At 68.0% G+C, this 13,258-nt stretch carries 12 protein-coding genes and 2 pseudogenes; 6 read left to right on the top strand and 8 right to left on the bottom strand.

Features of this window, described 5'->3' with window-relative positions; all coding sequences use genetic code 11:
- Positions 1–4: 4 nt before the first annotated feature.
- Positions 5–1,210: an imidazolonepropionase gene (gene hutI, locus C0541_RS13045; protein ID WP_115048937.1), complete on the bottom strand. Its 1,206-nt coding sequence runs from the start codon at positions 1,208–1,210 to the stop codon at positions 5–7.
- A 75-nt stretch (positions 1,211–1,285) separates the two neighbouring features.
- Between hutI and C0541_RS13040 the strand changes: the two genes are divergently transcribed.
- Both C0541_RS13040 and hutC read left to right on the top strand, forming a co-directional pair.
- Positions 1,286–2,641: a formimidoylglutamate deiminase gene (locus C0541_RS13040; protein WP_115050314.1), complete on the top strand. Its 1,356-nt coding sequence runs from the start codon at positions 1,286–1,288 to the stop codon at positions 2,639–2,641.
- Positions 2,642–2,645: 4 nt separating this feature from the next.
- Positions 2,646–3,419, top strand: a complete 774-nt coding sequence (gene hutC, locus C0541_RS13035) for a histidine utilization repressor (protein WP_429001349.1) — start codon at positions 2,646–2,648, stop codon at positions 3,417–3,419.
- A gap of 39 nt (positions 3,420–3,458) precedes the next feature.
- On the opposite strand, the pseudogene C0541_RS21745 reads toward hutC, so the two are convergent.
- The 4 genes and pseudogenes from C0541_RS21745 to C0541_RS13020 form a co-directional block, all read right to left on the bottom strand.
- A pseudogene (locus C0541_RS21745) lies at positions 3,459–3,770 on the bottom strand (restriction endonuclease); the annotation flags it as partial.
- A gap of 101 nt (positions 3,771–3,871) precedes the next feature.
- Positions 3,872–4,457: pseudogene (locus C0541_RS21740) on the bottom strand (restriction endonuclease); the annotation flags it as partial.
- A gap of 238 nt (positions 4,458–4,695) precedes the next feature.
- Positions 4,696–5,250, bottom strand: coding sequence for a phasin family protein (locus tag C0541_RS13025; protein WP_115048933.1), 555 nt, complete (start codon positions 5,248–5,250; stop codon positions 4,696–4,698).
- 181 nt (positions 5,251–5,431) lie between these two features.
- Complete coding sequence (locus C0541_RS13020; protein ID WP_102596972.1) at positions 5,432–5,707, bottom strand: polyhydroxyalkanoic acid system family protein; 276 nt, start codon at positions 5,705–5,707, stop codon at positions 5,432–5,434.
- Between the two features lie 184 nt (positions 5,708–5,891).
- On the opposite strand from C0541_RS13020, the gene C0541_RS13015 reads away from it, so the two are divergent.
- Complete coding sequence (locus tag C0541_RS13015) at positions 5,892–6,701, top strand: FHA domain-containing protein (RefSeq protein WP_115048931.1); 810 nt, start codon at positions 5,892–5,894, stop codon at positions 6,699–6,701.
- Here C0541_RS13015 and msrQ read toward each other — a convergent pair.
- Positions 6,643–7,299 carry a protein-methionine-sulfoxide reductase heme-binding subunit MsrQ gene (msrQ, locus tag C0541_RS13010; protein ID WP_115048929.1) on the bottom strand — a complete coding sequence of 219 codons (657 nt, stop codon included), beginning with the start codon at positions 7,297–7,299 and terminating at the stop codon, positions 6,643–6,645. The two genes, C0541_RS13015 and msrQ, sit on opposite strands and share 59 nt — an antisense overlap.
- A 131-nt stretch (positions 7,300–7,430) precedes the next feature.
- Entirely contained in the window at positions 7,431–8,399 is a 969-nt protein-coding gene (gene msrP / locus C0541_RS13005; protein WP_115048927.1) for a protein-methionine-sulfoxide reductase catalytic subunit MsrP, read from the bottom strand.
- Between the two features lie 178 nt (positions 8,400–8,577).
- Between msrP and serC the strand changes: the two genes are divergently transcribed.
- From serC to aroA, 3 genes are all read left to right on the top strand, one after another.
- Complete coding sequence (gene serC, locus C0541_RS13000) at positions 8,578–9,663, top strand: 3-phosphoserine/phosphohydroxythreonine transaminase (protein WP_115048925.1); 1,086 nt, start codon at positions 8,578–8,580, stop codon at positions 9,661–9,663.
- Positions 9,664–9,785: 122 nt separating this feature from the next.
- Positions 9,786–10,997, top strand: a complete 1,212-nt coding sequence (pheA, locus tag C0541_RS12995) for a prephenate dehydratase (protein WP_115048923.1) — start codon at positions 9,786–9,788, stop codon at positions 10,995–10,997.
- Between the two features lie 125 nt (positions 10,998–11,122).
- A complete protein-coding gene (gene aroA / locus C0541_RS12990) occupies positions 11,123–12,436 on the top strand; it encodes a 3-phosphoshikimate 1-carboxyvinyltransferase (protein WP_115048921.1) in 1,314 nt (437 codons plus the stop codon).
- A 192-nt stretch (positions 12,437–12,628) separates the two neighbouring features.
- On the opposite strand, the gene C0541_RS12985 is transcribed toward aroA, so the two are convergent.
- Positions 12,629–13,096: an energy transducer TonB gene (locus C0541_RS12985; protein ID WP_115050310.1), complete on the bottom strand. Its 468-nt coding sequence runs from the start codon at positions 13,094–13,096 to the stop codon at positions 12,629–12,631.
- Positions 13,097–13,258: the final 162 nt, after the last annotated feature.

Genomic DNA, 13,258 nt, shown 5'->3' with positions numbered 1-13,258 from the left:
GAAGTTAAGTCACATGCCCGCGCCAGACGCGGGCGTGTAGCGGGTTGAAGCCCATGCGGTAGACCAGGTCGGCCGGCGCATCGATGTCCCAGATCGCCAGGTCGCAGTGCATGCCGGCGCGCAGCCGGCCGAGCCGCTCGCCACGCCCCAGCGCGCGTGCGGCCTGCCGGGTGAAGCCGGCAATGCACTCGTCCACGGTCATGCGGAACAGCGTGGCGGCCATGTTCATCGCCAGCAACGGGCTGGTCAGCGGCGAGGTGCCGGGGTTGCAGTCGGTGGCCAGCGCCAGCGGCACGCCGGCGGCACGCAACGCCGCGATCGGCGGCAGCTGGGTATCGCGGGTGAAATAGAACGCGCCCGGCAACAGCACCGCGACCGTGCCGGCGCCGGCCATCGCGGCAACCCCGGCGTCATCCAGGTATTCGACGTGATCGGCCGACAAGGCGCCGTGGCGTGCGGCCAGTTGCGCGCCGTGCTGGTTGCTCAGCTGCTCGGCGTGGATCTTGATGTGCAAGCCGTGCGCCTGCGCGGCGACGAAGACCTGCTCGGCCTGCGCGGGCGAGAACGCCAGGTGTTCGCAGAACACGTCCACCGCCTCGGCCAGGCCTTGCGCGGCAATCGCCGGAATCATCTGGGTGCAGACGGCGTCGATGTAGGTCTGCGCATCGCCGCCTGGCGGCACCGCGTGCGCGCCGAGAAAGGTCGGCACCACTTCGACCTGGCGCAGTGCAGCGAGCTGGCGTGCCACGCGCAGCTGCTTGGTTTCGTCCTCCAGCGTCAGCCCGTAGCCGGATTTGATTTCCAGCGTGGTCACGCCCTCGGCGAGCAGGGCGTCCAGGCGCGGCAGGCTGGCGGCCAGCAGCGCGGCGTCATCGGCGGCACGGGTGGCGCGCACCGTGGAAACGATGCCGCCGCCGGCTGCGGCAATCTCGGCGTAACTGGCGCCGCGCAGGCGTTGCTCGAATTCACTGGCGCGATTGCCTGCGTACACCAGATGGGTATGGCAATCGATCAGGCCGGGGCTGATCCAGCGGCCCCGGCAATCATGCGCAACGTCCGGCTTCAACGCCGGCGCCTGCGCGGCCGGGCCGGCATAGGCGATGCGGCCGTCCTGGCAGGCCAGAATGCCATCGTCCACGATGCCCAGGCCGCCGTCGGCCGCGTCCAGGGTCATCAGCTGTGCGTTGTGCCAGAGGACGTCGCAATGCATGGCGCAGGCTCGTGCTGTCTGATATGTATATACAATAAAACCGGCAATCGAGGGTGTCCAGTGGCAAACCAACAGGTGCAGGCGGTGTGGGCAGCGCGGGCGCTCCTGCCCGATGGCTGGGCCGGGAACGTGCGGATCACCCTGGCGCAGGGGCGCATCGCCTCGGTGCAGGCCGATTGCGCCCCGACTGCCAGCGATACCCGGGTCGCGCTGCTGCTGCCCGGGCTGGGCAACCTGCACAGCCACGCGTTCCAGCGCGGCATGGCCGGCCTGACCGAAGTGGGCGGGCGCAGCGGCGACAGTTTCTGGAGCTGGCGCGAGCTGATGTACCGCTTCGTCGACCGGCTCGATCCGGACAGCCTGCAGGCGATCGCCGAACAGGCCTACGTGGAAATGCTCGAAAGCGGCTTCACCCGCGTCGGCGAATTCCACTACCTGCACCACAGCCCCGGTGGTGCGGCATATGCGCAGGCCGGCGAAATGGCCGGGCGCATCGCCGCTGCGGCTGCCAGCACCGGCATCGGGCTGACGTTGCTGCCGGTGTTCTATGCGCATTCGGATTTCGGCGGCGTCGCGCCCAGCGCAGCGCAGCGGCGCCTGATCCACGACATCGACGGCTTCGCGCGGTTGCTGGACGACTGCACGCGCAGCCTCAAGGCAGTGCCGGATGCCGTGCTTGGACTGGCGCCGCACAGCCTGCGCGCGGTCACGCCGGAACAACTGGCTGCATTGGTGCCGCTCACCGATGGCCCGATCCACATCCATATCGCCGAGCAGCAGCGCGAGGTCGAGGCCTGCCTGGCCTGGTCGGGCCAGCGCCCGGTGCAGTGGCTGCTGGCCAACGCACCGGTGGATGCGCGCTGGTGCCTGGTGCATGCCACGCATGTGGATGCAAGCGAGCTGCAGGCCATCGCCGACAGCGGCGCGGTGGTCGGGCTGTGCCCGATCACCGAGGCGAACCTGGGCGACGGCGTGTTCCCGATGCAGGCCTTTGCCGCCGCGGGTGGGCGCTTCGGCGTGGGTTCGGATTCGAACGTGTTGATCGACGCCGCCGAGGAGCTGCGCCTGCTCGAATACGGCCAGCGTCTGCGGCTGCAGGCGCGCAATGTGCTGGCGCAGGCGGGTACCTCGAGCGGACGCTGGCTGTTCGACCGGGCGGGCGAGGGTGCGGCGCAGGCCTTGGGGATTGCGCACGCTGGCATCCGGGTTGGCGCATCGGCCGATCTGCTCGAGCTGGACCCGACCCATCCGGCGCTGTTGGCGCGCCACGACGATGCGCTGCTGGACAGTTGGCTGTTCGCCGCGCGCGGCGGTGCGGTGCGCACTGTCTGGCGCGCCGGGCAAGCGGTGGTGCGCGATGGACGCCATATCGATCGCGTGCGGATCGCCACCCGTTTTGCCGCTGTTCTGCGAGCGCTGCTGAGCAAGTGAGCGGATGCGCGCACAATGCGGGTCTGACCGGAGACCCGCTTTGACCGCCACCCCCATCGCCGCGCCCGGCACCCTGCACCAACGCATCCGGCAGGATCTGGAACAACGCATCCACAGTGGCGACTGGCCGCCCGGTCACCGCGTGCCACCCGAGCACGAACTGATGGCGCAGTACGGCTGCTCGCGCATGACCGTGAACAAGGTGCTCGGCCTGCTTGCCGACGCCGGCATGATCGAACGCCGTCGCCGCACCGGCTCGTTCGTGGCGCGGCCGCATCCGCATCTGGAGCAGGTTGCGTTGTCGATTCCCGACATCGAAGTGGAAATGACCGCGCGCGGCCACGTCTACGCGTTCTCGTTGGTGTCGCGGCGGCTGCGTAACCCGCACCTGCGCGTGCCGCAGGAGCGTGCGCTGGGCAGCAGCGGCAAGGTACTGGCGCTGGAAAGCGTGCACCTGGCAGACGGCAGCCCGTTCGCGCTGGAACAGCGGCTGATCGACACCACCACCGTGCCCGAGGCATTGCTGCAGCCGTTCACCGAGGTGGCGCCGGGCAGTTGGTTGCTGCGCAACGTGCCGTGGACGCGCGCCGAGCACCGCATCAGCGCCGTCAGTGCGGACGCCGCGCAAGCCGAACGCCTGCAGGTGGACGATGGCACGGCTTGTCTGGTCATCGACCGCCACACCTGGCGCGGCGACCAGCCGGTCACCTACGTGCGGCAGTTGTTCCTGGGTGGATCCTACGACCTGGTGGCGCGGTTCGCGCCGGGAATGCGCTGACCCTCCGACGCGGCGCAAGCGCCTGCAGCGGTGCGCGAATCAGATCGTCCAGCACTGCCGCCAGCGCACCGGTTCGTCCACGCCGGGGCGTGGATTGAGTTGCACGCGTACGGTGCGCAGATAGGGGTAGCGCTGCAGTTCGCGGCAGATCAACGGCCACGCCGCAGCATCCCCAACCGAGCGGTCCACCGCCAAGGTTGCCTGGGTGATCCAGATTCCGCGCACCAGGCCGGGCGTCCGTGCCAATGCCCTGGATACCTCGCGTTGATGGCCCAGCAGGGTTGCCGCATCCGGTTCGGCAGTGCCTGCCAGCGGCATCGGGGCAGGCGGCGCGGCTGCCGGCGGCGCCGGCTGTTGCGAGGCTGCGTCCTGCGGTGCCGGGATTGCAGCGACCGATTCGGCAACGTGCGCCGTGTCCGCTGGCGCAGCCTGCCATGTTGGCGCGGGCGGTTGCGCCGGCTGCAACGCGAGTACCGCAACCAGCGCCAGGGTCGCCAGCGCTGCACCGGCAAGGAGGCTGTGACGGGTCGCGCGACGGCGCGCCATGCCGACCACGCCGGCTTCCACATCGCCCGGCAGATACGGCTTGAGCAGCGGCCACAGGCGCACGCCATCCAGCACTTCGATGGACTGCTTCTCGGCGGCAGCCATGCCTTCGCGCTCCATCCGGCCCTCGGTCACCATCACGCCGCCGCCTGCGCCGGCCAGCCGTGCCATTGCGCCCAGCTCGTTCACCGCTGCCGCCCCGATGCGGTAGCCGCGCCCGTGCTTGCAGGCCACCAGCCGCGTGCCGTGCCCGGTCTGCATCATGAAGTCGGCCGTCGGCACGCCGTCCTGCGGTACCTGGGTCGGTTGCCAGCCGCGTTGATCCTGCAGCACGCGCAACACCAGGGCGGAAAAGTCGCGCCAGTGCATCGCTGCCAGCGCGCGCAGGCCTTCGCTGGTTTCGTCGGCCCGGCGACGCACCAGCCACAGGTAGGCGCAGGCCGCCAGCCAGAGCAGCAGGCACGCCACGAGCGGCACGGTCCAGGGGGGCATGGGCATCAAGCGAGGGTATGGCACGTATGACGAAACAATGCGCCTAGAAGAATCCTTCGCGGCGGATCCGTCAATGAAGCACGGGCGGCAATCCCGCGAGCCGTGATCCAGACAACGAAAGACCCGCCAGTCCGAAGCCGTGAGGGGAGGGGAGCAAACGGACTTCGTGTTACAGGACTGGCGGGTCGTTCCCGATTGTCTGAAAAATCATGCTGCTTTGCAACATTGCCGGGCTGGCTCATTCACCATCGAAGGTTGCGGTGGTCGGGCCGGTGTTGCCGCCGATCGTGCCGGTGCCGGTGGTGTCGCCGCCGGCGGCCTGTGCCGCCTGGTTGGCGGTGCGGTTGGCACGCTTGGTCGCGGCGGTATTGGCGCGCACCTGGGCCTTGAGCGATTCCACCTCGCGGCGCAGGTTCTCCAGCTCGTCCTGCTCGGGGATGTTGAGCGTGCGCAACACTCCCTTGACGCGTTCGTCGAAGGCCTTGCCCAGCTTGTCCCAGCCGCGTACGGCGGTGTCGCGTGCCTGCTCGAACTGGGTTTCCACCTCTTCGCGCAGTTCGTCGACGCTTTCGGCCGCCTTGCGCTGGCCGCTGCGCTCGTATGCTGCGCCTTCGCGCACCAGCGAGTCGAACAACTTGCCGCCTTCGCTCTGCACCCGTCCCAGTGCACCGAGCCCGGCCAGCCACACCGTCTGCGCCGATTCGCCGAGCCGGCGCGAAATCTGTTCCGCCTGCGCCTGGAAGCCGTGCGCTGCATCGTCGCGCTTGCCGTTCTGATCGTATCCGGTCGTCATGGAATGCTCCTGTGGGTTGCCAAAGTGACGTTGCCTTCACCCTAGTCCCGGCACTGCATCGAGCAGGTGAAGCGCTCCCGGAGCATCCGCCTGCGACGTGTGCCGCGGGTGACTTGGCGCTGAAGCATCGGCGTGGCGGGTCCGACCAGGCGAACCGGCCCGGATCGGCGCCGCCGCGCGCTCAGGCGAGCTTTTCGGCCAGCAGGCGACGGATCTCCGATTCCACCATCGGCTGCATCGCCGATAACAGGAAGCCAAGCTCGGCGGTGACATGCACCTGCTGCGGCAACAGGGCGATCGCCCCATCCACGCCAGCCCGCGCGATGCGCAAGGTATCGCCTTCCCAATGCGAGGCCACGCCGTAGCGATCGGTCAGCTTGCGCGCCGCCGCGTCGATCGCTGCGCGGGCCTGGGCCGGCGACAAGGCATGGTCGTGGCGGATATCGATGCTGGACATGGGTTCCATGGGAAAGACGAAAGGAGCGCGCATTGTGCGCATGCGCGGGCCAGGCTCCAAGTGCGGCGCGCGTGTGGCCGGCCCGCAACGACGCCTTGGGCGTACCTGTTGGGCGTACCTGCGCTGCGACACGTCGGTCACGCGATTGGCCGCTGCGCCGGGCAAACCTGCTAGGCTGCGGCCGGTGCGCGATCTGCAAGTTCATTTCACCCACCGGCAGCAGCCGGATCATTCCCTCACGCCCGGCGTCCACCGGATCGTCCGCCATGCCTCCGGCAGCGTGCGGGTGGTTGCCGATGCGCAGGGCGCGCTGCTGTTGGCGCAGTTCTGCCTGGATCAGCGCGGGCTGTGGCTGCAGGTGGCCAACGGGGTCCGCGGCATCCACGTCAACGGACGTCCGGTACGGCGCATGGCGCTGTTGCGCCCCGGCGATGCGATCTACGCCGATGGCGTGGAGATGCTGCTGCGCAGTGCGCCGTCGAGCGCGCCGGCCAGCGATGTTCAAGACGACGATACCGGTCTGAGCGAGGTCTGCCTGCTGTTGCGCGGTCTGGGCGGCCGTCACCATGGGCGCAGCTTCACGTTGGACCGTCCACGCCTGGTCGGCAGCGACCCGGCTGCGGACATCGTCATCGACGACCCGGCATTTGCCGCGCAGCATGCGCGTCTGGAACGCCACGGCGACCGCGTGCTGATCCGCGATCTGGGCTCGGAGGACGGCAGCTGGATCAACGGCGTGCAGGTGCGCGACGGCTGGCTGCAGGCCGGCGACCAGGTCGTGTTCGACGCCCGCCACCGCTTTGTCGTCGAGGTCCCGCGGACCCACCATGGCATGACCTGGGACGTACCCGAGCCGGGGCCGTTGCCGCTGCCACCGGCAGCACGCGAACCGGCGCGCGCGCCAGTCAAGGTCGCGCGCTGGCCATGGCTGCTGCTCAGCGCGGTGTTGCTGGCGGCGGCGCTGAGCGCCTTGCTGTGGTTCGGCGCGCGCTGAGTTTTTTCCACACCCGCCAGCCCAGCAGCACCGCCAGGATGCCGGCATACAGCGCCGGTTCGCGGATGTCGGATTTCACCAGCCACCAGAAGTGCAGCACCGCCAGCAGCCCGATCGGGTAGATCAGCAGGTGCAGGCGGCCCCAGTTGCGCTTGAGCCGCCGCATCCAGCCCTGGGTCGAGGTGATCGCCAGCGGCACCAGCAGCAGCCATGCCGCAAAGCCGACCGTGATGTAGGGACGCTTGAGGATCTCCTCGAAGATCTGCGTCCAGAAGCCGCGCAGATCCAGGCTCAGGTAGGCCGCCAGATGCACGCTGGCATAGAAGAACGCGTACAGCCCGAGCATGCGCCGGAAGCGGATCAGCGTTGCCTGGCCGGTGAGCTGGCGCAGCGGCGTGATCGCCAGGGTGATCAGCAGAAACCGCAGCGCCCACAGCCCGGTGCGGTGCTCGATCTCGGCCACCGGATCGGCGCCCAGCGCATCGCTGCCGGTTTGCCAGACCTGCCAGAACTGCCAGCCGAGCAAGGCGATCGGCGTCAGCGCAGCGACATGCACCAGGGTCTTGGCGGCGATCAGGGATGCGGAGGTCTTGGCCATGCGATCTCGAAGAAGGAAGCGATGCCGCGCGGGCATCAACATGCATCGTAGGAGCGCACCCGGGCGCGACGGGCATTCCTGGTAATGCCCGTCGCGCCCGGGTGCGCTCCTACGCGGGGGGCATCACTGCCTTAGAACCACTTCCTCAGGTCCATCCCCGCATACAGCGAGGCGACCTGATCCGCGTAGCCGTTGAACGGCTTGGTCGCGATGCGCTCGGCGAACAGCTTGCTGGCGGTGCCGGCGATACGGCGCTCGGTCTTCTGGCTCCAGCGCGGGTGGTCCACCGCCGGATTGACGTTGGAAAAGAATCCGTATTCGGACGGCTGCAGGTCGTGCCAGGCGGTCTCGGGCATCTTCTCGACGAAGCGGATCTCCACGATCGACTTGATGCTCTTGAAGCCGTACTTCCACGGCACCACCAGCCGCAGCGGTGCGCCGTTCTGCTGCGGCAGCGGCTTGCCGTACAGGCCGGTGGCCAGCAGGGTCAGCGGATGCATCGCTTCGTCGATGCGCAGGCCTTCGCGGTATGGCCAGTTGATCGAGCGGTAGCGCACGCCCGGCATCTGCTGCGGATCGGCCAGTGTGGTGAACGCCACGTACCTGGCCTTGGAGGTCGGCGCGAAGCGCTTGAGTACCTCGCCCAGCGGCACGCCGGTCCACGGGATCACCATCGACCAGCCTTCCACGCAACGCAGCCGGTAGATGCGTTCTTCGGCGCTGATGCCCTTGAGCAATTCGTCCAGCGACAGGCTGCCGGGCTTTTCGCACTCGCCGCTGACCTTCACCGACCATGGCGACAGCTTCAGCGTCTTGGCGGCCTTGGACGGATCGGTCTTGTCGGTGCCGAACTCGTAGAAGTTGTTGTAGCTGGTGACATCTTCCAGCCGGGTCAGTTCCTCGGCGGTGCGGAAGCCACTGCGCGCCTGCGCCGGGGTCACCACGGTCTTGGGCGGAGGCGGCGGATCGGCCTCGGCGCAACCGGCCACGCCCAGCGCCGGGGTCAGGGCAAACAGCTGCAGCAGCCGGCGTCGGTCGCGGTAGACGGCCTCATCGGTGATCTCGCTGGACGGCGTCTTCAAGACATCGCGAAGGGACATGGCTCGCTCCTGACAGTGGCTGCTGGTGAGAATAACGGACCATGGTGATGACACCGCCGATGGCCTACGCAAACCATACGTCGACGCCGGTGAGAAGGATGCACATGCAACTTTTCTGCAGCGCTGCCAAGGCCGATGCGCTGCGGCATACTAGAAGGCTAGCTCGACAAGGTGTGCCATGACACGCGCTTTCAATTTCAGTGCCGGCCCTGCGACATTGCCGGAATCGGTCCTGCGCCAGGCGCAGGCGGAGATGGTCGAATGGAACGGCGTCGGCGCCTCGATCGTGGAAATCAGCCACCGCAGCGCCGATTTCATCGCCGTGGCGGCCGCGGCCGAGGCCGACCTGCGCAGCTTGCTGTCGATTCCCGACGACTACGCGGTGCTGTTCACCGCCGGTGGCGCCACCACCATCCAGGCGCTGCTGCCGCTCAATTTCGCCGCACCCGGCCAGGCCGCCGACTACGTGATCACCGGCCACTGGGGCAAGACCGCGATCAGGCAGGCGGCCACCTACGTGGATGCGCGCATTGCTGCGGACGGGCAGGCGGGCGGCTTCACCGACATTCCGCCGGTGGCCAGCTGGACCTTGTCGCCGCACTCGGCCTATGTGCACATCACCGCCAACGAGACCATCCACGGCGTCGAGTTCCGCGAGACGCCGGCGGTGGGCACGCTGCCGTTGTTTGCCGATTTCAGTTCCTCGATCGCGTCCGAGCCGCTGGATGTGTCGCGCTACGGGCTGATCTATGCCGGCGCGCAGAAGAACCTGGGCCCGGTCGGCATCTCGGTGCTGATCGTGCGGCGCGACCTGCTCGAACGCGCCGGCCAGCCACGCGCGGACATCTTCAACTACGCCTCGCATGCCGCCCGCGATTCGATGCTCAACACGCCGCCGACCTGGAACTGGTATCTGCTCGGACTCACCGTGAAGTGGATGCTGGAGCAGGGCGGGGTGGAGGAGTTCGCCCGTCGCAACGCCGAAAAGGCCGCGCTGGTGTATGGCGCGATCGATGGCTCCGGTGGCTTCTACCGCAACCTGGTCACCCCGGCGGTGCGCTCGCGCATGAACATCCCGTTCTTTCTGCCGGACGAGCAGCTGGATGCGCTGTTCGTCAGCGAATCCAAGGCGGCCGGCCTGCTGGCGTTGAAGGGGCACAAGGCAGTCGGCGGCATTCGCGCCTCGCTCTACAACGCGATGCCGGTGGCGGGCGCGCAGGCGCTGGCGAGCTTCATGCACGACTTCCGGCAGCGTCACGGCTGAGAGTGACTGACAAAACTACGGTGCGATTGCTCGCCACGTAGTGTTAGCCGCTCCAAGTCTTCTCTTCGACCGCGGCACCTGCCGCACAGGCGCATGCGCCGTTATTCAAGGAATGCCCAGCGATGGCTCCCAAGTCCAACAAGCCCACGACCGCCCCTGGCGGCAAGACCAGGCCGGCAAGTAAATCCGTAGGGAAATCTGTGGAAAAAGCGGCAAGCAAGTCGGCAGGCAAGCTCGCAAAGCCGGCGGTCGCCGCACCGGTACTGGCCGACGTGCGCGCCAAGATCGACGAGATCGACCGCAGTATCCAGGCGTTGATCGCCGAGCGCGCAAACTTCGCCCATCAGGTCGGCAAGGCCAAGGGCAAGCTCGCCGCCGCGGTGGATTACTACCGGCCCGAGCGCGAGGCGCAGGTGCTGCGCATGGTGGTGGACCGCAACGAAGGCCCGCTCAGTGATGAAGTGCTGGTGCACGTGTACCGCGAAATCATGTCCGCGTGCCTGGCCCAGCAGGAGCCGTTGAAGATCGGCTATCTCGGTCCGGAAGGCACCTTCAGCCAGCAGGCGGTGCTCAAGCACTTCGGCCGCTCGGCAGTCGGCCTGCCGATGGCGACCATCGAGGAAGTGTTCCAGGAAGTGGAAGCGGGCAATGCCGATTTCGGCGTGGTGCCGGTGGAAAATTCCGGCCAGGGCACCATCCAGGTCACCCTGGACATGTTCCTGACCTCGAACCTGAAAATCTGCGGTGAAGTCGAGCTGCGCGTGCACCAGTACCTGCTCTCGCGCAATGGCCGGCTGGAAGACATCGAGCGCATCTACGCGCATTCGCAGTCGTTTGCACAGACCGCCGGCTGGCTGCGTTCGCACCTGCCCAAGGTCGAGAAGATCGCCGTCTCCAGCAATGCCGAAGGCGCGCGCCGCGCCCGCAATGCCGAGGATGCCGCGGCGATCGGCGGCGAAAGCGCTGCGCATGTGTATGGCTTGAAGAAAGTCATCATGAAGTCGATCGAAGACGACGACGACAACACCACGCGTTTTCTGGTGATCGGCCGGCAGATCTTTCCCACCTCCGGGCACGACCGCACCTCGGTGCTGGTGTTCATCCACGACAAGCCGGGCGCGTTGTTCGACGTGCTCAGCCCGTTCGCGCGGCATGGCATCAGCATGAACCGCATCGAGTCGCGTCCCTCGCACCAGGCCAAGTGGGAATATGGCTTCTTCATCGACCTGGCCGGCCACGTGGAAGACGAGGCGATGAAGCAGGCGCTGGCCGAACTGGAAGCGCACTCGGCGCAGATCAAGGTGCTGGGCTCGTACCCGGTCGCCATTCCCTGAGCGCCGGGCCTGAGCCAGGCGCAATCCTGACCGGCACGCCATCACCGGCCGAGGTGACGGCAGTGCCACGACACTCTTCAACGCGCATCGCCGCAGGGCGATGCCGCAGCCATCGGATCACACGCATGAGCAGCAGCACGCAGCACTGGATCGCCCGGCAGGGCAGCGCCTTGCAGGGCAGCCTGGCCATTCCCGGCGATAAATCCGTCTCGCATCGCGCGGTGATGTTCGCCGCGCTGGCCGATGGCGTCTCGCAGATCGACGGTTTTCTCGAAGGCGAAGACACCCGCTCCACCGCGGCCATTTTTGCCCAGCTCGGCGTGCGTATCGACACGCCGTCGGCGTCGCAGCGCATCGTGCACGGCGTGGGCGTGGATGGTCTGCAACCGCCCAGCGAGGCGCTGGACTGCGGCAATGCCGGTACCGGCATGCGCCTGCTCGCCGGCCTGCTGGCGGCGCAGCGCTTCGATAGCACGCTGGTTGGCGATGCGTCGCTGTCCAAGCGCCCGATGCGGCGCGTGACCGGCCCGCTGGCACAGATGGGCGCGCGCATCGACACCGAGGACGACGGCACTCCGCCGCTGCGTGTGCATGGCGGGCAGGCGCTGCACGGCATCGACTTCGTTTCGCCGGTGGCCAGTGCGCAGGTCAAATCCGCGGTGTTGCTGGCAGGCCTGTATGCACAGGGCGAAACCTCGGTCACCGAGCCGCATCCCACCCGCGACTACACCGAGCGCATGCTGTCCGCGTTCGGCGTGGAGATCGATTTCTCGCCTGGCAAGGCCCGCCTGCGTGGCGGCCAGCGCCTGCGCGCCACCGATATCGCCGTGCCTGCGGATTTCTCCTCGGCGGCGTTCTTCATCGTGGCAGCCAGCATCATTCCCGGCTCGCACGTGCTGTTGCGTGCGGTAGGCCTGAATCCACGGCGCACCGGGCTGCTGGCGGCACTGCGGCTGATGGGCGCCGATATCGCCGAAGAACGGCATGCCGAACATGGCGGCGAGCCGGTGGCCGATCTGCGCGTGCGCTATGCGCCGTTGCGGGGCGCGCAGATTCCCGAAGCGCTGGTGCCGGACATGATCGACGAGTTTCCGGCGCTGTTCGTGGCCGCTGCGGCGGCAACCGGGCAGACGGTGGTCAGCGGCGCTGCCGAACTGCGGGTCAAGGAATCCGATCGCCTCGCGGCCATGGCCACCGGGCTGCGCGCGCTTGGCGTGCAGGTCGACGAGACCCCGGACGGCGCGACCATTCACGGCGGCCGCATTGGCAGCGGCGTGATCGAGAGCCACGGCGACCACCGCATCGCGATGGCGTTTGCCATCGCCGGCCAGCTGTCCACCGGCAGCGTGCGGGTGAACGACGTTGCAAATGTCGCGACTTCGTTCCCGGGTTTCGACAGCCTGGCACGCGGTGCCGGTTTCGGGCTTGAAACGGCCTGAGCGGCGGGACAACTCCAACCGGCCGGTCAACGCAGGCAGCAGGACAGCCTGGGTGGCAACGCGGACAGTGCTTGCTGGACGAAGACGGCTCGATCGAGGCGTCGGGTGCACCTGACGCCGGTCAGCCGGTGCCCGGACGCGGCTTCGCATCCGGCGCGGCGGTAGCGATGTCCCACGCGCCGCCCGCGCCACTCATCGCCGTGCGCTGAACTCGACCGGCACCTGCACGCTGCTGACCACCGCATGGCCGTCGCGGGTGGCCGGCTCGAAGCGCCACTGACGCAAGCTGTCCCTCACCGCTGCATCCAGGCGCGGGTCATTGCTGCCGCTGCGATCGACGATGGTCACATCGCTCACCCGGCCTTGCACATCCAGTTGCAGACGCGCGGTGCGGCTGCCTTCGATCCCGGCCTGCGCGATATCCGACGGATAGCTCGGCATCGCATTGCCCGGCAGCGGGATCGCTTCTTCGGTGCTGATCGGCGCGCGCGCCGGTGGGTGCGCAATCATGGTCATCGCACGCGGGCCGTCCGAGGTCGGCAGGATCTGACGACTGGCCGCTGGCGCGGGGCGCGTATCGGTCGCGAACGATTCGTCGCTATGCCGGGCCCACCACCAGGTGGGCACTACCACCAGCAGCGCCAGCAGGGTCGCCCACAACCATGGCGAGGCGCCGTCGGCAGACTCGTCGCGCACGCGGTCGTCGGCATGCACGGGCCGATGCGGCAACGCCTGCGTGGGGTGTGGGGAAGGATTGGAGATGAAGGACATGGCCGGCCTCCTGGCGCATCTTTGGGATGACGTGACCAGTCTGGTCGGCCT

The organism is Xanthomonas arboricola, from assembly GCF_003353015.1.
Taxonomy (GTDB): domain Bacteria; phylum Pseudomonadota; class Gammaproteobacteria; order Xanthomonadales; family Xanthomonadaceae; genus Xanthomonas; species Xanthomonas arboricola_E.
The sequence above is the reverse complement of the archived record's forward strand: the minus strand, read 5'-3'. Positions and strand labels throughout refer to the sequence as shown.